Here is a 21,250-nt window from a genome sequence, read left to right on the forward strand (position 1 = left end):
CGAGTTTGAACCCGACTTTAGCCCGCTAGCAAGCCGAAAAGTCCGGATAAAACCAACACCAAGTGTCCTATAGGCCGCAGCTGGACTCGAACCAGCAACCGTTCGATTACAGGCGAGAATTACGAGCGGTACCCAGTATAAACGAGGAACAGAGCGCGGGCGACGCCGTTACAGATGTTACTAGCGGGGCGGCTGTGGTTATTGATATTGCAGAATATCGTAATGAACGATTTGCTAGAGAGCTTCGAGGAGCAGCTTAAAGCCGCGCGGCGCTCCCCTAATACAATCCGGCTACGGCTCTACTACCTCCGGCGCATCGCTGCGCACGCGGATTTACTGGCGGTTACTCATGACGAGCTAGTGGCATGGCTTGCTAATCCCGGGTGGAGTAAGGCGACGGCACGCAGCGCGCGAACCGCGCTAGTGCTCTTTTATCAGTGGTGTTATGAGAGCGGGCGGCGCGCAGATAACCCGGCGCGCGGGTTGCCGGAGATTGGAGAGACACCACCCTGCCCGCATCCTACGCCGGAGAACGCCTACTCGGTGGCGCTTAAGGCATCACAGCCGCGGGTGCGGCTTATGCTCCGGCTAGCCGGCGAGCTAGGCATGAGACGCGCCGAGGTAGCGCAGGTACATATACAGGACTTAAGCCAAGACACGTACGGGCCGTTATTGTGCGCTCATGGCAAAGGCGGTAAAGATAGGATCATCCCGCTAAGCGAGGGCCTAGCCCGTGAGATTCGCGTTATGTGCATGAGGAGCGGCGGCTACGCCTTTCCATCAGAGCGCGGCGCACACCTCAGCGCCGATTACGTAGGCAAACTGGTAGCACGGGCCTTGCCGGCGGGGTGGTCTATGCATTCCCTACGCCATCGATTCGCTACCAGGTGCTGGAGCGAAACACATGACCTTTTGAGCGTTTCACAGCTCCTTGGACATGCGAGCACAAAGACGACGCAGCGTTATGTGGCTAATGATCTTCGGCGGCTTCGTGAGGTGGCGCGGGCCGCTGCATGAAAGGGCGCAGCAATAGCCCGCGTGACACGGGCGGCGTTACGCGGGCTATTGCTTATATTTCGCTACTCGGATTTCATTCGCTTCTTAATATCCGCGATATCCCTATCATTAGCGTGCAAATGGTCAATGATCAGCTCATGCGCCTTATTGCTAGTGTCGATGAGGAGATCTAGCTTCTTACTCACTACTTCTACTTCCTGCCGGGTCGCGGTCACGCCGTCTTTCATGCTCCCCCCGTGATTCGGGCTAAGCTCCGCGGCCGCGGTAGCTAGATCGGATTTCATCGATCTAAAGCTGCGCATCAGCGGCGGCAAAGCGGCGAGGATAGCGGCGATACCGGCACCGCCGCCGAGGATTGCAATAAATTCGCTCATGCGCGGGTGCTTCCCTCCTCGAGGGCGTGACGGCCACCGGGCACCGGGCGCGGGCCGGGCGTGATGTCATATAGGCCGGCGGCGGCAAGACCGAGCAGGATGCCGGAGCTAATCGCCTGCCATGCCCCGCTATCAGCAAGCAGATAGGCGGCGAGATTCAAGACCACGGCGAGGGCGACGGCCGCGGCCGCGCTCCACTTCCCCGCAAGGCCAATGCTCTTTAGCAGATTGACGAGGGCGAGGATAGCGGGCACCGATGCTAGCGTGAGGGCGGTTTCCATTAGGCGCACTCCTTTTCATTTTCTTCGAGCTTCGCGATCTTCGCGCCAAGCGCCGCGATCTCTTCCTTAACCTTTGCAAAATTCTCGTCGAGCCAAGCGACTGTTGCGCCGGGGGTGGTTTCCCCGCGCTGATTACCCTTGCGCGTGAGCTTCATATTCATCACCGCATCCCGGGTATTCCCGGGAATGTTATTCAGATTCTCATCGAGCCACGCAATTGTTGCGCGTAGCGTGGTGTGTCCGCTTGAGTGAGGGCCGCGCCGCTCGATAGGCATATCCATAAGCGCGTTAGCGATTTCCTGCGCAGTAGGCATATCTTCATCTCCTTGTTCTTCGCCCGCAAAGATAGCGGGAATTTGATAAATTTTCGGGGTACCGGGGCAGATTTTGCCGTATGCACCGCTCCAGCGCTCCCCGGTCTGTTCAGCGCTCCAGGTGGCCATATCTTCGGGATTGAAAGCGCCAAAATTGCCTTCACATCCAAGGCGGTGCCAGGCCAGGCCGGCGGTAGATGCTACCGAGGCGATGCGATTCGGCACGCTCTCATGAGTATCGCGCACCCATGCCCACAAGCGGCGGGCGGTGGCTAGCTGCGCGGCGTTCAAGGGTTGTTCGCGGGCGCCGTCCCAGGTTTCCACCGAGATGGTGCCGTAATTGCCCTCGAGATCAGCGCGCGCTGCCTGCGCGGTGTCCGCGGTTTGGTAGAGCGTGCCGTCCGCATCAATGTAAAAGTGTGCGTAGGTGCCGTTAGGGGCGGGGGCGCCGTGGTAGAGCGGGCCATGAGCCGGGCCAGGCCACGCCGTATGTAGAGTCATGCGAACGGGGGTGTGTTCGCGGCCGGCTTCGTAATAGATCGCGTGATGAGCGAAAGGGCAGAGCGCCATCATTTTCCTTTCTTATAGCCAGATTGCGAGCCATTTCACCCAGGGGGCGTAAAAGCTCCCATTGGTGGTGTTGCGTAGGCAGAATTTGAAGCCACTAGCGCTGTAATCCGCGGCCGCTCCGCTAACTCCCGGGTCAGTCATCGGTGAGATGATCACGATATCCGGGGCGCGGTCATGCGAGCGGGTAAAAGTTTGCGGGTACCAGCCCGCCTTTTGCCCGCTGGATAGCGTGGCGTTCGCGTATTGATAGCTGCCTACCTCCATTTCCGGCATAGTGGCGAAAGCATCATTTAGGCGCTGCGCGGTGAGTAATTCGCCATCTTTAAAAGGCGTGATCATGCGCTCCTCCATTCTTTGAGCGTTAGGGCGGTGTGCCACCGCTTAGGCGTTATTTCGTGTCGTATCCCCGTGATATGAGTGACCGCGCGCGTCCCGCGGTAGTTCGCCGTCAAGGCGTCGAGGATTTCGAGGGCGAGCAGGCGCGATAATGCGGCGTTATCGCGCTGCCCGGCGTCATCATTCCAGGGGGTAGCTTCTACGCTGGTGAGGGCTTGCTCTGGCTGATATGAGCGCATCAGGCCGCGCAGATGCTCGGAAAGCTCCGGGATGGACGCGGCGCACGTTTCGATCTGCGCCGTATTCGTGCCATAAGCTCCGGAGAGGGTCGCCGAATCGGTGCGCAGCGTGGTAGTGGTGCCTTGAAAGCGGCCATCTTCCCCGCGCTCCGCGGCGTTATTCGTCGCCGTTATCCCCGTGTAGATCGTCGAGGTGTCGATCTGCGCGGCCGCGCTGGTAGGTGTAATCGCGGGCAGGCTAGTTTCCGGCTTCGTGAATACGATTTCGCCGCGTAAGGTGGCGGGCGGTGCATCTACCACGCGCAAGACGCCGCGCGCATCCACATACCAGGTGACACCACAAGTGGCGGCGAAAATGTCGAGCCACGTGGTATAAGGGCTTTCTTTCACCATGTCACCGAGCTTCGGGCGGGTGGCGGCGCCTGTGATCTTGTAGCCGGCGGGTAGGTGGAGCTGCTCGAGGAGCTGCCGGAATCCCGCCTGCCACGTGACCGGCTTTGCTCGGGTTTCCTGCCATTTGGTTTTAGCGCCGGTAATGGCTACGGCGTCATGTGCGGTCAGGGTGAGGGTGTAGCCGCCGCGCGGCTCGGGGGTGGAGATTGTTTTCTCGAGCCGGCCGGTGAAGATCGCGGCGCGGGTTGCGCGATCGATCAGCCGGAGCGGGGTTCCTTTGATCAGACCGCTAGCCCGCGGGTCAAGGCTGTTTATAATCCGGGCTTCGAGGGTGCCTAGCATCGCTTGCCCGCTCACGCCGGTGTAGGTGACGCCGCGGGTGGTGGTGATTGAGGTGGCGGCGCCTTGGATTTCATACCAGGCGCTGCGCTCCGGCGCAGCCGATAATGTGCCGTAGCCTACCCGGGATATTCCGAGGATGAACCACGGCTTGACGCGCTCCGGGTCAGGCAGGGTGAAGCTACCGAGGATAGCCTTGCCGAGAATCGCGCTCACGTAATCCCGGCGCGGCAGATAAGCCATGAGAGCGGCGCGGCCCGGGCCGAGGGCGTCGGAATCGGTGATAATGGTGATTTTGAAGCGGGCATAAGCGCGCCATCCCTCGAAACGCACCACCACGGGCAAGAGCGGGTCAAGCGTGAAAGTTTGCGCGCGGGGGCTGGTGAAAGGATGCACGGCACCCTGTACGCCGACGCGGGCGCCGGCGGGCGGCACGATATAAGGGTCGATCTTGATCTGCCAGGTATCGCCGGCCGGTAGCGGGTCGAGGTGGATTTCCGCGCTAGGCTCTTGCAGCATCAGCTGCCCATCCATGCTCAGGTAGGCGCCGCGCACGATCTCATGATCTAACAAAGCACTCACGGGTTACCTCCTTCCGGCGGTAGTTTCGTATTCTTTGATCGCGGCGACGACGCGCTGCCCTATCTCCGCGCTAGGCGCCAAAGCAGAAACATTGATGATATAGGTCACGCCGGTAGGGGCGGGGCCGGCGGCGGTAGGCTCAAGGGATAAGCTCATGCCGGCTTTTGCTTCCACCATGCCGGGCAGGTCACCCGTAAAGCCCTTGAGGGATTTCTCCACTGCCCCGTAGCTAGATTCCAGGCCGCGCAAGAATCCCCGCATGATCAGCCGGCCATTCTCGGTGAGGAGCTTCGCGTCGCGCGGGGCGGGGCCTTTCCAATCGGGAATCCAATCGGTTAGGCCGCTAAAGAATCCCTTAACACCCTCCCACATCGATTGAAGCCCATCTAGCAGGCCTTGCAGGATTGCCCGGCCCGCATCCCACAGCAAGCTGCCGAGGTCGCCGAGGGCGCCGAGGATTTTATCCGGCAGGCCGGTCACCCAGTCCACGAGGTCATTGAATTTTTCGACTGCTCCATCTTTCAGGGCGGTGAGCTTTTCGACTACCCAGTCTTTCGCGGTTTGGAATGCGTTGGAGAGCCATTCGGCGGCTTGATCTGCTGCTTCCCCCGGCGCCGTCTTAATCCATTCGATGACATCGTTAATGGTTTGCTTGATTCCGTCCCATATCTCTTGGACCTTCGTCCACAAGTCGCTAAAGAATGTCTTGACCGTCTCAATTGCGTTGCTAATCCATTCGGGCACCGTGACCGTGAACCATTGCACCACACTATCTATAGCGCTCTTAATGTTCTCCCAGATGACGGCCACCGCGTTGCGGAATCCCTCGCAGCGCTGCCAGAGCAAGATAATCCCGGCCACCAGCGCAATGATCGCAAGAGTAATCCAGGTGAGGGGGTTAGCGCTCATGGCGGCGTTCCAGAGCCATTGCGCGGCCGTGGCAAGCGCTACGGCCACTTTCCATGCATTGAGCGCCGCGGTAGCTACTTTGAATGCGATGGCGCCGGCCATGATAGGCGCGGCCACCGCAGCTAAAGCAATCAAATAGGGCTTCGCTTTCTTCAAGCCGGGTAGCAGGTTGCCGTTGAGCCAGGTCACTAGCTCATTGATATAGGGCAGGAGCTTTTCGCCTAGCTCCGCGCTCAGATTCTCAAAATTCGCTTTCGCTACCTCGGTTTGGTGCGCTACGGTGTCGGTTTCGCGGCCGAATTTGCCGGTCATGTCCGCGGTTTGGTCCATGATCAGCGAGAGCGTGGCGGCTTGCTGCGCTTGAGCGTCAAAGCTGCCGCCGAGCTTCTGGAATCCGAGCGCCGCGGCGCGTGCATCGATATCCACCTGCCGGAGCGAAACGCCGTAGCGCTCGATAGGGTCACGCTCACCCTTGAGAGCTGAGGAGAGCGCGTTCACGGCGTCAGCGGTAGAGCCACCGAATCCCGCGGCAAGATCAGCACCTAAACGGATGAGATTGTCAGTCTTGCCGGCAAGCTCATCCACGGAGGTGCCGCCGTTTTTAAGCTGTGTGGCGATGATCGCGGCCAGCTCATTATAAGAATTCGCCGATAGCCCTACGGCGGTGGCGGCTTCATCAGCGAGCTTATGGACGGTCGCGGCGTGGTCTTTGAAGATATCATCAATGGTGCCGGTGCTCTGCTCGAGGTCGCTAGCGGCTTTGATGCCATAGGCGGCCCATGCTCCGCCGAGCGCGCCGATTTTCTTCGCCATCGAGGAAAGGGAATTACCGAGGGTGTCGATTTCTTTGCGGATGCCGGAGAAACTGCCGGTGGTTTTACCGAATTTTTCCAGCTCTTTACGCGCCTGTCCCGTATTTGCCAATACCGAGATGGTTACGACGTTTCCGGCCATCGCTTGCCCTCCCTTGCTTGCTTAGTGGCGGCGGCGCGCGCGATTCACGCGGGCGCGCTGCTCCCTTACGATTGCCGCGCGCTCATGGATAGTCAGTGCCCAGTAATCGCGCGGGGTGATGTGTGCTTCTAATGCGAGTTGCGCCATTTCGCGCAGGCGTTTGTCTGCGCGGGCGCGCATCATTCCCCCGCTTCGCCCTCCTCGGTGTAGCCGATGGCTTCGAGGAGATCAGCGACGGCCGCGGGGGTGCGGGTTTCTGCTTTGGCTTTGGCTCCGGCTTGCTGGATTGCTTGAGCTTGCGGCATGGATAGGCCGCGGGCTTCCTCGAGGGAAAGCTCTTTACCCAGGCGATGCGCGGCGATGATGGTAATAGCGGCCACATAATCCGCTTTGCCGGACTCCTCCGATTCTTCGCCGATAGGCCGGCCGAGGGCGCGCTCCATCAGATCGAATTCAGCGATAGTAATATTATCCATGATGATAGCCATAGGGTTAGTTTCCTTTCACTTCTAGGCGATTCGCCTCGAGGAGATCACGCAAGCCGCGCACTAGCCGGTCATACACTTGGGGTTGTGTGGCTTTGAGTGCGGGGCGCATGTAGCTCATGCGGGGGTAGCCGTGCTTCTTGAAAGACCGGCCGCGGCCGTCGGTGCCGTATTCCTGCACGCCGGCGTAAGGTACGCGCTTCCGGCCGGCGCGTACTACTGCTTTGGTTTTGCCGCGGCCGGCTCGGATGGTAGCGGCCACCGCGCTATTTTTAGCGCGGCGGCGCGCGTCCCGGGCCACGATCTCACCGAGATCATGCACGAGGTCGCGCATGTCCTCGGTGTCTGCGCCGCTCTTGGAGAGAGCGCGCATGAGATCGCGATACCCCATGACCTTGAGACGCATCGGGCCGGAGCGGATATCAAGATCAATACTCTTTGATTCCATGACTAGGCGGTCACGAGTTTCGGCTTGCCGTCAAGCTCGAATTCAGCGCTAGTGGTGAATTCGCCGGGGCCGGCTTCCCCGCCGAGTTCGCCGGGTGCGGGCAGGGTGAGCGTGCCGGTAAAATGCGGCTGATCAGCGGTAGCGGTTTTATTGCCGTGCGGGGCGATCTTATAAGGCACGTTCTTCCGGCCGGCGTTATCCCAGAGCTTACGCCAAAGCGATTGCGACGCCGTGGACTGGACAAAGCCCGCTTCGAGGATGTACTTGCGGGTGTTACCCTGCGCGGCGTCCTCGAATGTGGTTACGTCGCTATCTTTTTCTTCATTCTTAATGTGGTATTCGGTGAGATCGCCGCGGTATTCCGTCCCGTCGATCTCAAGAATCAGGGCATTACCTTTAATGCGAGTCGAACCCATGATTAGTCTCTTTCTGTGATTTCGTTTTCAATGGTGATATCTAGGGCGGCGAAAATATTGCCGGAGCCATCGCGCAGGTTGTAGAGACTCCCCGCGCGGGTGAGGTATCCGGCTTCGCTGTTGATCAGCGCCGCGTAGACCTCCCACACAAGAGCGTTCGCTTCGGCTACCGCGCCGGCGGCGTCCCGGGCTTCGAGGATACACAGCGCCTTGTATTCGGCTTTCAAGCTGCCGAATGTTTCGCCGGGCGTATAGCTCGGGGCTTCCAGCAAAATATGCTTTCCGTGGATGATCTCGGGCTGATCAGCGCGCACTGTATAGCCGGTTACTGCGAGGGCATCCACTAAGTGCGCGGCGTATCGGTTGAGTGGATTCATGCGAATCCTCCCGGCAGATATGGGGCGAGCAAGGGCCGGACGGGGCCGAGCGGGTCGCGGGCGAGCCGGATAGCGCCGTCTTGGTCGCCGAATGCCGCGAAAATACCACCGGGCGATTTAACGCGGGTTTCTAGCTCCCGCGCGGCGGTCAAGATCGCGGCTTCCCGAATCACATCCGGCACGCTAGCCGAGCCGATCAGCTGATCTACGAGCGCGGTGCCTTGCTCGAGGAGCGCATCTAGCTCCGCGTTATTCCCGGCCGGTAGCTTCAGATGCTCACGCAGCCGCTCCCTTAGCGCGCTCATTACGCGGCCTTGAACTTGACCGGCACGAGTGCGGCCGGGGCCGGAGCGGAATGCGCGGCGTAACCGTAGACCGAGTACTGCTCGGTGAGGTTGCGGATGTTTTGGTCATTGAGCCGGAGCGGTGCGCCGGGCGATTCCAGCACCTCAATAGCGGCGCTCGAGTAACCGGCGAAAATGCCGGTACCGGAGCCGAGGGAGACCACGGGCAGGCCGGCAAGATTCGCAGATGCCGCGGTTACGGATAGGGTGCCTTGCTTGGAATCCGGGGCCGGCGTGAATTGGAGCGCCTTGCGCTGCTCCGGCAATTTCGCAAGAATCCCGAATACGTCCGGCGACACGGCGATGCCCTCGAGCGGGAAGATCACTTTATTATCAAAATGATCAGTGAGAGCCAGCAAGAGATCAATAAGCCCGTTCACGGTGAGTGCGGCCGCGGTGGTAGCGGCTTCCACCGGCGTCGTGGTGAGATTGGTCTTGATCGTTTCGGTGACGAGGATGCGGGTTGCGCGCTCGATCTCATTCGCGTAGGCGATGGCCTGCGCGCGGTGCAGGGCATCGAGGTAATTCACGCTTGCACGCTGCACCACCTGCTTAGAGACTTCGCTCCAGCCGCCGTAAGTCTTGACCGCAGCCGATGCGGTTTCGAGCGTGATCTTACCGAACGGCAGATCGTCCGTCTCATTCGCCTGTTCACTGACCTTAACCGTATTCGTGGCAATTTCCGGGTACTCATAGCTCATACCGGCCGCGGGCAAGGTGTACGAGTGCGTGAAGATGTTAGTAATCTTCTGCTTCGCTTCCATGAGCCGGAGCGTTTTATTCACCCATACCGGCTTCTGCGCGGTATCCGCTAGTACGGCGGTTTCTGTGGCTTCGCGTAGCTCGAGGGCGCGCGGGTCACCATTCGCCGCGGCCTTAATATATTCGCCGGCTGAGCGGAAAGCGCAGGCCGGCGCGGCCGTACCTCCGGCGGTGTTGTCTCGGACAGTTTCGAGGGTGCGGCGCAGCTCTTCGAGACCTGCGCGCAGCTCCACCACCTCAGTGTTCTCGGTTGTATCCATTGCGGGGGTTTCCTTTCGGTTTCTTACTTCACTAACTTTGGCGTCCTCATAAGCCGGAAAGCTCACGAGGGACACTTCCAATAATTGCGCGCGGGTATGTGTATATAGCGTGTCGTCGTCGCGCTCGGTAATGGCGTATTCGTGCGGCTCAAAGCCCACAGACACGGCGCTAAGTGCGCCGTCTTTTGCGAGGGTATAAGCATCATCCCCCGCGCGGGTATGGCTAATGCGGCCTGTGATCATAAGGCCCGCCTCGGTATCCTCGAGCGCAGTTACTACGCCGATTGTTTCGCGGTGCTCGAGCCGGAGCTTCACGGCTTCGCCGGTGAGTGCGCCGCGCTGGAATTTCTCGGAGATTCCCGGCCATAGCTCGGTTTCAGTTTCCCATGGCACAGCTAGCGCGGTGAAAGTGCGTTCCTCGGTGACTTCCGGCGCCGCGGCGGGTGTTTCGCGGTATTGCAGGCCGGTAATCGGATTATTCGGCTTCGACATTCTCGGAATCCTTTTCTTCAATTTCAACAGGCGCGGGGGTTTCTTCGAGCGGGTCTAGCCCCTCGATCTCTCGGACTTCGGCCGGCGTGAGGAATCCCGCGCGCAGGGCGATTTCGTGCGCTTGGTAGCGGGTGAGAGTATCCGGCCGGAGGAAGCCGTCAAGGTTGAAGCGCACCGTCTGCCCGGCAGGTGCGAGATCAGTCAAAGCGTCCTCGATCTCCGCGAGATACGTCATGAGGGTTTGGCGCACGAATTGCTGATTTTCGCTCTCGAGATTCGCGTAGGTTTGCGCTCCTCCCTCGATGGTGGCAAGCATGAGCCGCGCCGGAATCCCGAACATCCGCGCCACCTGTACCACATCTTCGCGGCGCGATTCGATGAATTGCAGCTCCGCGGGGGTCAGCTTCAACGGCGAATACTTGAGACCGTTGCCCATGACGGCAATACCGGATTCATATTGCAAAGTTTTATTAGCGTGTTGCTTATAATCCTTTGCTTGCTGCGCCGTAATAGGCTGATCAGTGGTGAGGATACCGGTAGGCACTCCCCCGGCCGTCGTCCAGTTATCCGCGTAATGCTGTGTCGCTAGCGCGCCTTGGACGGTGGCCATGCACGCCTGCAAGGGCGACAGCCCTAACAGTTCGCCGGGTGTGTGCGTTAGCCGGAGGTGCCGGATATCGGAGAGCGGCACCGGCTTCCCCTTATACGAATACGCCGGGATGCCGCGGTCATTCGCGGCCACTCCCACATGCAGCGGGTCAAGGATGGTTACATCTACGATTTCATACCCGGCGCGCTTGATCAGCCAATAGGCATTACCGCGCTGCGCCATGCTCGAGACCGTTTCGGCCGTAAATGCCCCGAATGAAAGTAGCGCGAGGTCGGGGCGGTTGAGGAAACTAGCCCGCTGCGCGCGGTCGAGCCGGCGGCCACCGCGCCATACATCGATGGTGAGCTGCCGGGCTGAGGTTTCGAGGATTTGCAGAGCGCGATACACGGCCACCAGGCCGCGCGCATCGCTGTAGAGCGGGGCGGCGGGGCGGGCGGGCACCACCGGGCCGGTATGGGTTTCCGGCTCGGTGGTGGAGCGGGTGAGAATGCCCATCCTTGAAAGTAATGCCGCGTGTTTCATGGCCACCATCATGAACGCATCTCCGGGCGCGCGGGTGGTTTTCTAGCGTAGCGCTAGAAAATAGAACGCTACGCTACACGAGCACAAACGGCGATTCTTTCAAGAAACGGGCGGCGCCGTCCTGCGCGATAGCCATCGCCCGCAGCGCGTCAATAGCTCCCGCGCTCTTTTTGGGGTCGAAAGAGAGCGCCGAGGATGTGTCTTTCAGCGCGGCGTTTTCGATGGCTTCAATAAGGGCCGGTGCCCCGTCATGCTCGATCTCACCGGAGCGGATGCGATCTAGCAAGCTCTGGCACGCGGTGGCGTATTCCTTAAATGAAAGCGTGGTGATAGGCATCTCGAGGTCGGGCAGATCTTGCAAAATGGTGCGGTTAGGGCCGCTGTCATCGGTGAGGATGCGGCGGTATCCCCGGCGGGCGAGGTTGCGCAGGGCGCCGGTTAGCCATTCCGTGCCGGGCGCGGTTGCTACCTGCTCCACGCAGGGCATGAACCCGGCGGGGTCGAGCCAGCCGGCGTAAATCGTCGCCGAGGTGCCACCGGGGGCGATATCGAAAGCCAGTACGATATCATTCGGCGCGGCGGGTTTATAGCGCTCCTCGGGTGCGGTATCCGGGTCGTAATTCCATCGCCGCGCATCAAACGCCGCGAGGTCAATAACCGTCTCTTTCGATTGTGTTAGCAGGTTGAGGAATGAGCGGCGCCATTCGCCTACGGGCATTCCCCGGCCGAGGTCTCGAATGCGGCGGGCGGTTTGCGTATGCCCTATAGCCGGGTGGAATGCGAGGGCCTCATCAGAGTAGGGGTCAGCCGCGGCGATCTCATCCGGCGCGCTCCACTCAAAATAGAACCGGCGCGCTTGCGGGTCTTTGACGGCGCGGCGTCCTAGCTCGAGCGCTTGATTCATATAAGCGCTATTTGCGGTGCCCATAGTGGAGCACCTAACGAGCATGATCAGCGGGACGGTCAGGAATCCGGGCTTTGCCGCGGTCTCTAACGCGATGCCCTCATCAATTGAAAAGGCCCACATCTCATCAATGCTTACTAGGTTATTGTGGTCGCCGTGCAGGGCGTCGTCGGTTGGTGGGAATGGCATTATACGCGAGCCTTGCGGCAGATATTCCGCGCTTTCTTGCCCTTTGCCGCGCAAGATTTTCCAATCCAGCCCGCGATTACCTTTCGCAAGATCAAGCCCATCAACGAGGGAACGCCATCGCTTGCCCGCGTCTTTGCCGGTCTGCGCGGTCATATACGACTGCCACCCATTGAACATGACGGCGCCGGCGCGGTGCCATGCTTCGAGGAGCTTCGATTTACCCGCCTGCCGCGGCACGGTAATATCGCCCTCGGTGTAATACAGCTCCCCGGGGTGCTCCGGGTCAAGCTCCCAGGCCACATCAGTAACCCATCGCTGCCACGGCATGAATTTATCCCCGGTGATGATCTCATCGATCTTTGCAACGAGCGGGCCGAGGGTAGGCCGGGCGGGATTGCGGGCGGTGGCGTACTTCGGCCACCCGGGGCGATTCTCATTCGGCATTTTCGCCCTGCTTTTCCCCGGTGATCGCTTCCCGGGTCATCAGATCAATAACAGATGCGAGCGTGTCATATGCATCTGAGGTTTTCGCGCGTGGCTCCGGCATCGCCTGCAAGCCCTCCTGCAAGAGCGCCATTAGCTTTGAAGTGGCTACGCTGATCTTGGACTGCTGGATGCCGGTATCTACGGCTTTAGCGGTGGAGCGCAGCGACACAGAGAGGGCGCGCCACTTGCCGGTTAGCAGGCCTTGCCCCTCGAGTTCTTCGCATAGGGCATCTACCGCGGCTTCATTAGGCCCGGCGGGGGTGGCTGGCTCAGGCATGGCGAATAGCTGCGCTTGGTTCATTTCCTTTTCCTAATTTTTTTCTACGAATCGCTTACCTTTGCCCGGTTTCCCGCCGTTTTCCCCAGCGTTTGGGGAAAAATGGAGGGAGGGGGCGCGAGTTCCCGTGGTTGAACGTTCAGAAAAACGGCGTCATTCTGCCGGGCCAAAGTAGCCGGGCGTCACGTCCGGCTGGCGCGGGGCGCGTGTGATTCTGGCGCCGGCCGCGGTATTGCAATGCAGATGCTCCGGGCGCAGGTTCTCTATCGCATCGCTACCACCACGGGCACGGGGGAGCTGGTGACCGATGCTCAGGCTACCGGGTGCGGGGTGGCGCAGTGTGAGGTCGATGCGCTGCCCACACTTCGCGCAGCGGTCACCGTAGATAGAAACCAGCGCGAGGGCGGTCTTGCGTATCTTCCTGCCCCTAATCACGCCGGCCACCTCCCTCCCTGCTACCGATATACACACCGAGCATGAGGGCGGTGCCTACTGCCATGGCGCAGGCTAGGGCGCGCACTGGCACGAGCGGGGCGAACACGGTCACGGCGAGGGCGGCGAGGGTGAAGAGATAGGCCATGATCACAGGCCACACTACCCGGTAGCGGTTATTCATTGGGCTTTCCTTTCTTCAATCCGAGGGCAGGGAATGGCACCCCAAAGCTGGCGAGGGCGTCTAGCTCTTCCACACGCCAAGGCCGGTTACCTTGCAGCCGGTGGTAGAACGTGCCGCGGGTGAGTCCTACTTCACGCGCGAGCCGGTCTACGCTCACGCCGTTTTCTTTCATATAGCGGCGCACGCAAGCGCTAGCCACTAACGGGTAGATGCTTTTCAGCGGGCTATCACTCATAGTGCTAGCTCCAATGCTTGAGCATCTTCAAGGATTGAGCCGAGGTGGAGCCGGATAGCGGCCACGCTCTCATAGCAACTTGCGCGAGCTTCGGTAGCCGTGATGCTAGCGGCGGCGGCTTCAATCCCTCCCAGGCTTGCGCGTATGAGTGCGGCGCTGGTCTGGATAGCCCGGCCGCGGGGCGTCCACATCTCACCGGATTTATGCGAGGTGCGGGCGCGTGCCCGGTCAGCATCGGTAATCATCATTTCTTCTCTTTCCTTTCACGCATCATTTCCCGCGCCCTGCGCTGCGCAGGACTCAGATGCGCGGTGAGCTGTGCCCTTATCTTTGCCATTGCGTTAGCCGCGTATTGTGCATAATTATTCGTTTCCGATGCAGGGGCGGGCGGCGGCGTCACTCCCTCCCTGCTCACCGCTTCGCGCGCATTTATCGCAGCTTCACGCATGAGGATGGCGTTAGCGCGGCGGTATTGCTCTTCTTTCGATAAAGTCCGCTTTTGCTTGGGCTGGAGTGGCAGGTTAGCTAACCGCGCCGGGCGGGTAGCTTGCCCTGTCGAGGGCGTGGCGCGGTTAGCTAACAGACTTTGGGAGTGAGTGCCGGGCGCTAGCCCGGCTCCTTCTTCAATATGAGGGTGAGTGTGCTCCGGTAGGAGCACTCCCTCCCTAGAGGTGAGGAGAGGGGCATCTACTTCCCATAAGGGCGTATCCGATGCGGGCACCTCATCTTTTTCTTTCTCCGGATCTCTGATTACGGGCACACTGACGAGGTACTGGCCATTGGAGCGGCTTTCGGCGATGGCGGCATCCGTGCGGGCGTTGTGTGCGCGTGTGTCGTCGTCATGGCGGCGGCGTGCGCCTTTGATCAGCTCCACGAGCTTTTTCTTAATGATGCGGATAAAGCCGGGATGCTTCTTCCCATTCATCACGCCACCGCGCGCATAAGTGATAATCCCCATGGCTTCAAGGCGCTGGAGACAGACGCTAATCCACCTCCGGCTATAGCCGGTTGCCTGGTGTAGCTGGAATTGTGTTACGGCGCCTTGCCCGCTCTTATATGGCAAGAGCTTGACGAGAGCTTCAAGCACGCAGCGTGTGCCTTTCTTCTCATCGCGTAGCTCTCCCCATCCACGACGGGCAAGGGAGGTGAGCAGGGCGCGGGTCTCCGCGTGAGCTGTAGGAATCCTAGCCATGAGACACCGCCTTACCCCTACAATTAGAGCTATGCCCAGCGATGCCATTATCAACATGCGCCCGTATGGTGACCTCAATGACGAGGCCACCCTTATGCTTGAGCGCGTCATATTCCTCATGTTCGACTTGACAGATCAGATTCTCATCACACGCGAGTTCACTAAGGGGCCGAGTGTCTGGCATAGCGCTATCATCACGCCGGGTACACCCGTAGAGTTCTTCTATGACACACCCGTTACTGACATTCCCGGTTTCGCTAGCCTTGTGGACGCGGCTGGAATGTGGGCACTCTTCTTCTATCGCTGCTGTAACGGTGTTATTTGGCTTGACGATCTTCGGGATTTCACCCTTATGGATGCTGACGCTAGGGATTCCCTGCTTGATGAGTTGTCGGCGATGATTCCGGATAGCGAGCTTGTGAGCAGCGAGGCGGCGCCGGAAGTCGTCAAGGGTGACTGACTCTTCAGTCTTGGATTCGTGGCGGGCTTTTTCCAGCTCTGCCATTTTGCATCTAATGCGGTGCTCATCTTCTTTACAAGCAAGACGCTTGCGGGCTTGCGCTTCGATTTGCGCATCGCTCATAGGCTGGTAATCCATCACTCCCCCGCTCCGGCTTGGTCTTTGTCGTCGAGCTTGTCCGCGTTTGCGAGCAGGCCCTTAATAACTTGCGATATATTCACTTCGGTCTTTTCGTGCTCTGCTTTGATGCGCATCTTCAACTCACTACGCACCGCGCAGCAAACTACGTAAAGTTTTTCGGCGCGGTCGCGCAGCGCGTCTAGCTCTGCTACCGCGTCGAGTAGCAGGAATTCGGTTATTTTCTCCGGGTCTTTAGAATCCGTGTAGTAATCGCGCGCGTTACCGATTCGCAAGCAGATTTCAATATCGAGATTTTCCATCTTGTACAGCGCACAATCGATATCACCATCAGAGAGCCGGACACGCGCGGCGGGCGCGGTAGGGTGTGCTGCGCGGGCTTCATTCTCATTCATGGCGCAGGCCTTTCAAGATCTTGATGAGTTCGTCGCCGTTTTCCCGGCTTTTATCTCTTGCTTCTCTAAGCTGATCTATGGCAATGCTTAAGGCGGGTGATGCCGAGGCGGTGCTCGCATCTACGGCCGCGGTTTCAATTAGCTGGATGATCCGGTCGCGCTCACGGCGGATTACCACGCGCTTGCGGCAGTTGCGGCCACCGGCGCGGGATGCGCGGGCTTCGCTCTCATTCATTAGGCTTTCTTTCTGTGAGGAGGTGAGATTATGGACGATTCGAATACCAGCCCGGATAGCGTCGAGGAGATTTTGACGGCTATCTTTTTAGAGCTGCAAGAGTTGAATACAACGCTTAAAACAGCGTTGCTTCGCAAAGACGGCTAGCTGTTAGCTTCGTCAGCGTTGCGCCGTGCTGCATCGATTTCTTTAGCGCGGCGCAGCGCTTGACGAGAGAGATAAAGAGAGCGGGCCAAAGACTGCGCGCGCCGCTCAATTTCCTGCTTATCATCGGGCCGCGCCGGGCGGGGTGTGTGGTCGAAAAGCTGGATGAGCCGGTCGCGCTCACGGCGGATTACCACGCGCTTGCGGCAATTGCGGCCACCGGCGCGGGATGCGCGGGCGACGCGCTTCAAGCTTTCCTCGATCTGCTGTTTAATCTCCGGGGTGATCATGCTGCCCGCTCCCCTATAGTGCGGATATCGCCATCCAGGGGCGGCACTTCCACCCCCATACGGGAAAGCTCGGTAAGCTCCTTCACCTTCCAGGGGCGGTATCCTGCACGCTTCGCGTAAAGGGTGCCGTGAGTCAATCCCAGGCGATGCGCCATCACATCGGTAGAGATATTGCAGGCTTTTTGATAATCGCTAATAGCTGCTGCCAGAGCACTGGTAAAAGTATCCATGCACATAGATTATAACGCCGCGTAATATTATCAATGCATTTGCGGCAGTTTGTGAGTTATATAACATAACGTACGGCGTTATATGTTTACGTAGCGTTATAATCTGCTACACTCATTTATATGAGTACCGCAATTGACTATAGAGACCATACGCCGGTTTACGATTTCAACGCGATCATTGCCGAGAATATCCGCGCACTTGCCGCGCGGCGTGGTGAAACTCAGAGCAGTATCGCCCGCGCAATAGGCATACAGCAAGCCACCGTATCCCTGCGCTGGCGTGGCGGGCGGGCGTGGCCTATTGACGATGTGGCGCGCGTCGCTGCGTTCCTAGGCACTACTCCTTGGGAGCTTTGCCAGCCTTCGCCGGATTACGGAAACGGCGGCAAGCCTACGCTCACCGCCGTTCGTTCGCTCCCGCAGCTGGACTCGAACCAGCAACCGTTCGATTAACAGTCGAATGCTCTGCCATTGAGCTATGCGGGAATTTGCAACAGAAAAGATAATAGTCAATGGCGGGACACGAAGCAACTTCAGAGGTGTGCGCTCTGCCACTCCAGACCGTAAGCGCCGCCCGTCACTATCACAGTCACCGATTCGCCCGCTCCGGTCGAGGGTGCACTCAGGTGCTGGCGCAGGGCGCGACCGGCGAAGAACATGATAATCAGCAGAATGACTCCCACAATCGCGGCGGCGATCATCCGCCGGCGCGCTATGCGCTGAATCTCCTCCGCCTGGGCGGCATCAAGGGGAACGGGTTCTACCTGCGTCTCCGGTTGTTCCGGCTGTTCCGGCAGCTCGAACTTCTCTGGTAGATCCGGTTTCTCGGGTGTTGACATGGGGCTACTCTAGCCCACGCTCTGCCCGGTGAGCATGAACAGCACCATCTTGGTGGGAGCCAGGGCACGCACAGCGTGCGGGAGGCGGGTGGGTAGGTGCACGAGGCCACCCGGGCGCAGGTGCACCGTTCGACCCTCGGTATGCATCTCCACCTCCCCTTCCAGCACCTGGATGAGTACGGGAACTGCGGCGGTATGCTCAGAAAGTTCTTCCCCGGTATCGAAGGAGAAAACCACCACATTCACACCTTCAGCGCGCATCGCGGTGGTGGAAACGGTCGAGGCAGCGGCATAATCCACCGTGGCGCCAAGGTCTTCCAGGTAGGAAAGCTGCGGGGTATTGTCACTCATCGGTCGTCCTTTCAGTTAGAGGTTGTAGCTGATTCAGTAGAGCCGGGGGCCTCAGCAGCGCCAGCAGCACCAGCGGATTCGGTAGCGCTGGCGGATTCGGTGGGCTTGCGAGCCACCATGGCCACGCCGGCCAGGTGGTGGCGGTACTTGCGGAAGAGAGCACGCATGGCCAGCACTCGCGCCCGCAGCTCTTTATCGCGCAGTACATTGCGGATGATCCGTGCTACCCCGCGCAGGCCTTCGTCGGCCAGATTCCGGCGCAGAGACAGCAGTGCCATGGGGGCATCCCCCACCCATTCCACCTCGAAACCGGCATCGGTAAGTACCTGGCGCCATTCGGCCTGGGTGAGCGGGCGTGCGTTGACGCGAATCGTCTGGGCCAGGCCCTTGCGCAGAGTATCGGCAATGGCCGGATCGATGTTATCCGGGGTGAGGCTGAGCTCGTGGATGGCGTAGCGTCCGCCCGGGCGCAGCAGCCGGAAGGCCTCACCCACAATCGCGGCTTTCGAGCTGGCACCTTGCATGGTGAGCATCGCTTCGCCCACGACCACATCGGCACTGGCATCGGGGAGTCCAGATTTCTGCGCGGTGGAATTAACGACGACGCCGCCCACTTTTTCGACGATCCCCTTGACGCGGGTTACCGCATTCTTGTCTTGATCCACTCCGGTGTAGGAGTGAATGGGCTGGGCGATAATGAGTTCCGCGGTTCGGCCCAGGCCGGGGGCGAATTCCACCACGTCTGCGCTGGCCAGCTGGGCGTGCTCGAGCATGGCTTTCGTCAAATGCAAACCGCCGGGGCGCAATACCCGCTTCCCGGCACGGGCGAGCACCCAGTGCCCGGCGGCGGTAGCGGTGGGACGATCAGATTGCGGAAGTGGAGCATTGTCATCAATCATGGATTCACCTTAATCCCGCGAGCATGGTGAGAAAAGAGCACCCCACAACTACTTGATGCGAACCGTGCGACTCATAAAGGCGAATAATTACCACTAGAAATCCACCCATTGTCTTAGCCACCAAATCACCCGATGCTAATAAATACAAAACTGTTGAGGGTAAGCATCTTGAAATACTCACAATACAAATCCTCGTGGCGTACCCCACATCAACTTGGGTAAACACACACCCTTGCCCTAAACGTTTAGGTGGCATAGCTTGACCTCAACGCAACCAATTGGGACAAAGGAGACCCTGATGAAACCGGCAACTCTTAAAGATGTGGCTCGGGCCGCCGGTGTGTCTATTTGGACTGTCTCCAATACGTTTTCCGGCAAAGCCCCCGTAACTCAATCGACCAAAACCCGAGTATTGGAAGCGGCTAAAACGCTCAACTACATCCCCAACCAGACAGCACGCGCCCTGCGCCGCGAAACTCCCGGCCCAATCGTCGTGATGACTGCATCAACATCCAATGCTTACTACGTCGATATGCTTGATGGCGTTCATGAAATGTTGCGCACATCTTCCCATGGAGTACGCACAGCCGATCTTGCTCCTGAAGGCCGATTTGATCAGAAAACTGAAGATTTGGTTGTCACCGAAGCGATCCAATCGCGGGCAGCCGGAGTTATCAGTACTCTTACTTTATCCGTAGACAATCACGAGAAACTTTGCGAGTGGGGAATCCCCATTGTCTATGTCGACTCGCAAGGACCGACTGCGCCGTCCGGTTCGGTATCTGTAACCTCAAATAACGAACAAGCAGCGTATCAAATTGGTGAGCATCTCAACTACCACAGACTCGACACGTGGCTTTTATTGATCTATCCCGAGCGGTGGTCCACAAGGCAAACTCGAATTAAGGGCATGAAAAACGCCGCCAAGAAATTCGGGGCAACTTTCTCGATTCTCGAATGCGCTAATGACTCACAATCGAGCGCAGTTGTGTTAGAGGAGTACCTCAGAAATACGAAGGTAGAGAAGCTCGCGATTATTGCCGGTAACAATCCTCTCCTCCTCGGGACCATGCACGCACTCCAGGCATGTGACCTTCGGGTTCCCGATCAGGTCGCCTTAATCGCCTTTGACGAATTTACCTGGTCAACTTTCGTCAATCCTCCAGTGACGTTGATTGACGAAGATTCTCGCGATATCGGCGCAAAAGCCGCTCTAAAACTTATTCACATCATGCAAGAGCATCCGCAGGGAGCTATCCGTTACCACAACCAGGAGTCTGAGGAGGTGAACGTCAAACTCAGAATTCGTGCCTCCTGCGGCTGCTAAACGAATTAGAAAACCAAATTGGGCCAAACCGGCCTATCTAACCAAAAGGAGATCTCAACGATGAGAACAGCAAAAAAGGCTCTCGCCTTCACGACAAGCATTCTGCTCGCCGCAACTTTCTCGGGTTGCACTTCAGGCGACTCCGCTACAGAAGCGCCGAAACCTGACAAGATCGAGAAAATCGGCTTGATGGTACAGGACATGTCCAATCCCTTCTTCTCCGCCATGGATAAGGGAGCGAAGGAAGCAGCCGAGAAGATTGGCGCAACTCTTAACGTCCAGGACGCCAAACTTGATCTGGCGAATCAGAATACTCAGATTGACACATTCATTCAGCAAGGCGTAGACCTTATCGTTGTTTCCGCTGTTGACGAGTCCGGCCTGCAACCCGCCATCGAACGCGCCCGACAGGCAGGGATCTTCGTTGTAGCTGTTGATACTCCTGCGAAGGGCGCAGATGCCATTGTTATGACCGATGCCGTTCAGGCCGGCGAAATTGCATGTACCTATTTATTCGAGCAGATGGGTGGCAAGGGAAATATTTTGGTTGTTGATGGCACACCTATCCAGACGATCACGGATCGCATTAAGGGCTGCAATCAAGCTATGAAGAATTTCCCCGGCATTAAGGAAGTCGGGCACCAAAACTCGCAAAATGACCGCGCTACCGGCCTCTCTGTCACTACCGACATGCTTACTGCAGCCAGCGATGTCCAGGGCATCTTTGGAATGAATGACCCGTCCGCCCTTGGTGCGACGCTTGCTGTCCAGCAAGCTGGACGTACAAATGAAATTAAGGTGGTAGGAATCGACGCTTCTCCCGAAGGGCTCCAGGAACTCCGAACCGCTGGTTCTCCCTTCGTCGGCACTGCCACCCAAGAGCCCGCAAAGATGGTCGAAAAAGCAATCGAGGTTGGGCAGCAGCTTGCTCGCGGAGAATCACTCACGGAAACCACTATCCTCATCCCCTCGCAAATCATCACCCGGGATGCGGTAGACGAATACCCGGGATGGTAGAA

At 58.8% G+C, this 21,250-nt stretch carries 33 protein-coding genes and 1 tRNA gene; 5 read left to right on the plus strand and 29 right to left on the minus strand.

Annotation, left to right across the window (positions count from 1 at the left end):
* Positions 1 to 222: 222 nt before the first annotated feature.
* Complete coding sequence (locus tag ACRQEG_RS08225; RefSeq protein ID WP_431308504.1) at positions 223 to 1,017, plus strand: tyrosine-type recombinase/integrase; 795 nt, start codon at positions 223 to 225, stop codon at positions 1,015 to 1,017.
* Positions 1,018 to 1,079: 62 nt separating this feature from the next.
* Here ACRQEG_RS08225 and ACRQEG_RS08230 read toward each other — a convergent pair whose 3' ends face one another.
* The 21 genes from ACRQEG_RS08230 to ACRQEG_RS08330 all read right to left on the minus strand — a co-directional run bounded on the left by ACRQEG_RS08230 (position 1,080) and on the right by ACRQEG_RS08330 (position 14,923).
* Positions 1,080 to 1,391 carry a hypothetical protein gene (locus tag ACRQEG_RS08230; protein ID WP_284905779.1) on the minus strand — a complete coding sequence of 104 codons (312 nt, stop codon included), beginning with the start codon at positions 1,389 to 1,391 and terminating at the stop codon, positions 1,080 to 1,082.
* Positions 1,388 to 1,672, minus strand: coding sequence for a hypothetical protein (locus ACRQEG_RS08235; RefSeq protein ID WP_284905782.1), 285 nt, complete (start codon positions 1,670 to 1,672; stop codon positions 1,388 to 1,390). The genes ACRQEG_RS08230 and ACRQEG_RS08235 overlap by 4 nt, the downstream gene beginning before the upstream one ends.
* Positions 1,672 to 2,559: an N-acetylmuramoyl-L-alanine amidase gene (locus tag ACRQEG_RS08240; RefSeq protein ID WP_284905784.1), complete on the minus strand. Its 888-nt coding sequence runs from the start codon at positions 2,557 to 2,559 to the stop codon at positions 1,672 to 1,674. Before ACRQEG_RS08240 ends, ACRQEG_RS08235 begins: the two co-directional genes overlap by 1 nt.
* A gap of 9 nt (positions 2,560 to 2,568) precedes the next feature.
* On the minus strand, positions 2,569 to 2,895 hold the full coding sequence (locus ACRQEG_RS08245) for a hypothetical protein (protein ID WP_284905785.1): 327 nt from the start codon (positions 2,893 to 2,895) through the stop codon (positions 2,569 to 2,571).
* On the minus strand, positions 2,892 to 4,445 hold the full coding sequence (locus ACRQEG_RS08250; protein ID WP_435733850.1) for a hypothetical protein: 1,554 nt from the start codon (positions 4,443 to 4,445) through the stop codon (positions 2,892 to 2,894). Before ACRQEG_RS08250 ends, ACRQEG_RS08245 begins: the two co-directional genes overlap by 4 nt.
* 3 nt (positions 4,446 to 4,448) lie before the next feature.
* Positions 4,449 to 6,278 (minus strand): phage tail tape measure protein, encoded by a 1,830-nt coding sequence (locus ACRQEG_RS08255; RefSeq protein ID WP_284905788.1) that lies wholly within the window; start codon positions 6,276 to 6,278, stop codon positions 4,449 to 4,451.
* A gap of 51 nt (positions 6,279 to 6,329) precedes the next feature.
* Positions 6,330 to 6,491 carry a hypothetical protein gene (locus tag ACRQEG_RS08260; RefSeq protein ID WP_435733851.1) on the minus strand — a complete coding sequence of 54 codons (162 nt, stop codon included), beginning with the start codon at positions 6,489 to 6,491 and terminating at the stop codon, positions 6,330 to 6,332.
* Positions 6,488 to 6,796, minus strand: a complete 309-nt coding sequence (locus tag ACRQEG_RS08265; protein ID WP_274735376.1) for a hypothetical protein — start codon at positions 6,794 to 6,796, stop codon at positions 6,488 to 6,490. Before ACRQEG_RS08265 ends, ACRQEG_RS08260 begins: the two co-directional genes overlap by 4 nt.
* Before the next feature lie 4 nt (positions 6,797 to 6,800).
* Entirely contained in the window at positions 6,801 to 7,241 is a 441-nt protein-coding gene (locus ACRQEG_RS08270) for a hypothetical protein (RefSeq protein ID WP_284905790.1), read from the minus strand.
* Positions 7,242 to 7,243: 2 nt separating this feature from the next.
* The gene (locus tag ACRQEG_RS08275) at positions 7,244 to 7,657 is read right to left on the minus strand and encodes a hypothetical protein (protein WP_274735374.1); all 414 of its coding nucleotides are present in this window, start codon (positions 7,655 to 7,657) and stop codon (positions 7,244 to 7,246) included.
* Positions 7,658 to 7,659: 2 nt separating this feature from the next.
* Positions 7,660 to 8,034: a hypothetical protein gene (locus ACRQEG_RS08280; protein ID WP_274735373.1), complete on the minus strand. Its 375-nt coding sequence runs from the start codon at positions 8,032 to 8,034 to the stop codon at positions 7,660 to 7,662.
* Positions 8,031 to 8,339, minus strand: coding sequence for a hypothetical protein (locus tag ACRQEG_RS08285; RefSeq protein WP_274735372.1), 309 nt, complete (start codon positions 8,337 to 8,339; stop codon positions 8,031 to 8,033). Before ACRQEG_RS08285 ends, ACRQEG_RS08280 begins: the two co-directional genes overlap by 4 nt.
* Entirely contained in the window at positions 8,339 to 9,892 is a 1,554-nt protein-coding gene (locus tag ACRQEG_RS08290) for an HK97 family phage prohead protease (protein ID WP_284905791.1), read from the minus strand. Before ACRQEG_RS08290 ends, ACRQEG_RS08285 begins: the two co-directional genes overlap by 1 nt.
* Entirely contained in the window at positions 9,876 to 10,997 is a 1,122-nt protein-coding gene (locus tag ACRQEG_RS08295; protein WP_284905793.1) for a phage portal protein, read from the minus strand. Before ACRQEG_RS08295 ends, ACRQEG_RS08290 begins: the two co-directional genes overlap by 17 nt.
* Before the next feature lie 100 nt (positions 10,998 to 11,097).
* Entirely contained in the window at positions 11,098 to 12,561 is a 1,464-nt protein-coding gene (locus tag ACRQEG_RS08300; RefSeq protein WP_284905794.1) for a terminase large subunit domain-containing protein, read from the minus strand.
* Positions 12,551 to 12,904: a hypothetical protein gene (locus ACRQEG_RS08305; protein WP_284905795.1), complete on the minus strand. Its 354-nt coding sequence runs from the start codon at positions 12,902 to 12,904 to the stop codon at positions 12,551 to 12,553. Before ACRQEG_RS08305 ends, ACRQEG_RS08300 begins: the two co-directional genes overlap by 11 nt.
* Before the next feature lie 129 nt (positions 12,905 to 13,033).
* Complete coding sequence (locus ACRQEG_RS08310; RefSeq protein ID WP_284905797.1) at positions 13,034 to 13,315, minus strand: HNH endonuclease; 282 nt, start codon at positions 13,313 to 13,315, stop codon at positions 13,034 to 13,036.
* A complete protein-coding gene (locus tag ACRQEG_RS08315; protein WP_284905798.1) occupies positions 13,308 to 13,496 on the minus strand; it encodes a hypothetical protein in 189 nt (62 codons plus the stop codon). The genes ACRQEG_RS08310 and ACRQEG_RS08315 overlap by 8 nt, the downstream gene beginning before the upstream one ends.
* The gene (locus ACRQEG_RS08320; protein WP_274735362.1) at positions 13,489 to 13,731 is read right to left on the minus strand and encodes a helix-turn-helix domain-containing protein; all 243 of its coding nucleotides are present in this window, start codon (positions 13,729 to 13,731) and stop codon (positions 13,489 to 13,491) included. The genes ACRQEG_RS08315 and ACRQEG_RS08320 overlap by 8 nt, the downstream gene beginning before the upstream one ends.
* Positions 13,728 to 13,979 (minus strand): hypothetical protein, encoded by a 252-nt coding sequence (locus tag ACRQEG_RS08325; RefSeq protein ID WP_284905800.1) that lies wholly within the window; start codon positions 13,977 to 13,979, stop codon positions 13,728 to 13,730. Before ACRQEG_RS08325 ends, ACRQEG_RS08320 begins: the two co-directional genes overlap by 4 nt.
* Positions 13,976 to 14,923: a hypothetical protein gene (locus ACRQEG_RS08330; protein ID WP_435733852.1), complete on the minus strand. Its 948-nt coding sequence runs from the start codon at positions 14,921 to 14,923 to the stop codon at positions 13,976 to 13,978. Before ACRQEG_RS08330 ends, ACRQEG_RS08325 begins: the two co-directional genes overlap by 4 nt.
* A gap of 31 nt (positions 14,924 to 14,954) precedes the next feature.
* On the opposite strand from ACRQEG_RS08330, the gene ACRQEG_RS08335 reads away from it, so the two are divergent.
* Positions 14,955 to 15,383, plus strand: coding sequence for a hypothetical protein (locus tag ACRQEG_RS08335; RefSeq protein WP_284905803.1), 429 nt, complete (start codon positions 14,955 to 14,957; stop codon positions 15,381 to 15,383).
* A 137-nt stretch (positions 15,384 to 15,520) separates the two neighbouring features.
* On the opposite strand, the gene ACRQEG_RS08340 is transcribed toward ACRQEG_RS08335, so the two are convergent.
* The 4 genes from ACRQEG_RS08340 to ACRQEG_RS08355 all read right to left on the minus strand — a co-directional run bounded on the left by ACRQEG_RS08340 (position 15,521) and on the right by ACRQEG_RS08355 (position 16,815).
* A complete protein-coding gene (locus ACRQEG_RS08340; RefSeq protein WP_284905806.1) occupies positions 15,521 to 15,916 on the minus strand; it encodes a hypothetical protein in 396 nt (131 codons plus the stop codon).
* Complete coding sequence (locus ACRQEG_RS08345) at positions 15,909 to 16,151, minus strand: hypothetical protein (protein WP_284905808.1); 243 nt, start codon at positions 16,149 to 16,151, stop codon at positions 15,909 to 15,911. Before ACRQEG_RS08345 ends, ACRQEG_RS08340 begins: the two co-directional genes overlap by 8 nt.
* A gap of 143 nt (positions 16,152 to 16,294) precedes the next feature.
* Positions 16,295 to 16,585: a hypothetical protein gene (locus ACRQEG_RS08350; protein WP_284905809.1), complete on the minus strand. Its 291-nt coding sequence runs from the start codon at positions 16,583 to 16,585 to the stop codon at positions 16,295 to 16,297.
* On the minus strand, positions 16,582 to 16,815 hold the full coding sequence (locus ACRQEG_RS08355; RefSeq protein ID WP_284905810.1) for a hypothetical protein: 234 nt from the start codon (positions 16,813 to 16,815) through the stop codon (positions 16,582 to 16,584). The genes ACRQEG_RS08350 and ACRQEG_RS08355 overlap by 4 nt, the downstream gene beginning before the upstream one ends.
* 120 nt (positions 16,816 to 16,935) lie before the next feature.
* Here ACRQEG_RS08355 and ACRQEG_RS08360 point away from each other — a divergent pair, with 120 nt between their 5' ends.
* The gene (locus ACRQEG_RS08360) at positions 16,936 to 17,268 is read left to right on the plus strand and encodes a helix-turn-helix domain-containing protein (RefSeq protein WP_431308505.1); all 333 of its coding nucleotides are present in this window, start codon (positions 16,936 to 16,938) and stop codon (positions 17,266 to 17,268) included.
* Here the strand turns inward: ACRQEG_RS08360 and ACRQEG_RS08365 are convergent.
* The 4 genes from ACRQEG_RS08365 to ACRQEG_RS08380 all read right to left on the minus strand — a co-directional run bounded on the left by ACRQEG_RS08365 (position 17,230) and on the right by ACRQEG_RS08380 (position 18,901).
* A tRNA-Asn gene (locus ACRQEG_RS08365) sits at positions 17,230 to 17,301 on the minus strand. The two genes, ACRQEG_RS08360 and ACRQEG_RS08365, sit on opposite strands and share 39 nt — an antisense overlap.
* Positions 17,302 to 17,348: 47 nt before the next feature.
* A complete protein-coding gene (locus ACRQEG_RS08370; protein ID WP_320757660.1) occupies positions 17,349 to 17,654 on the minus strand; it encodes a hypothetical protein in 306 nt (101 codons plus the stop codon).
* 9 nt (positions 17,655 to 17,663) lie between these two features.
* Entirely contained in the window at positions 17,664 to 18,005 is a 342-nt protein-coding gene (locus tag ACRQEG_RS08375) for a cupin domain-containing protein (RefSeq protein ID WP_320757659.1), read from the minus strand.
* 11 nt (positions 18,006 to 18,016) lie between these two features.
* Complete coding sequence (locus ACRQEG_RS08380) at positions 18,017 to 18,901, minus strand: methyltransferase domain-containing protein (RefSeq protein WP_320757700.1); 885 nt, start codon at positions 18,899 to 18,901, stop codon at positions 18,017 to 18,019.
* Positions 18,902 to 19,202: 301 nt separating this feature from the next.
* On the opposite strand from ACRQEG_RS08380, the gene ACRQEG_RS08385 reads away from it, so the two are divergent.
* Positions 19,203 to 20,231 carry a LacI family DNA-binding transcriptional regulator gene (locus tag ACRQEG_RS08385; RefSeq protein ID WP_016442593.1) on the plus strand — a complete coding sequence of 343 codons (1,029 nt, stop codon included), beginning with the start codon at positions 19,203 to 19,205 and terminating at the stop codon, positions 20,229 to 20,231.
* 189 nt (positions 20,232 to 20,420) lie between these two features.
* Positions 20,421 to 21,248 carry an ABC transporter substrate-binding protein gene (locus ACRQEG_RS08390; RefSeq protein ID WP_320757699.1) on the plus strand — a complete coding sequence of 276 codons (828 nt, stop codon included), beginning with the start codon at positions 20,421 to 20,423 and terminating at the stop codon, positions 21,246 to 21,248.
* The last annotated feature ends 2 nt before the right edge of the window (positions 21,249 to 21,250 follow it).

The organism is Actinotignum stranguriae (assembly GCF_051265215.1).
Classification (GTDB): Bacteria; Actinomycetota; Actinomycetes; order Actinomycetales; family Actinomycetaceae; genus Actinotignum; species Actinotignum schaalii_C.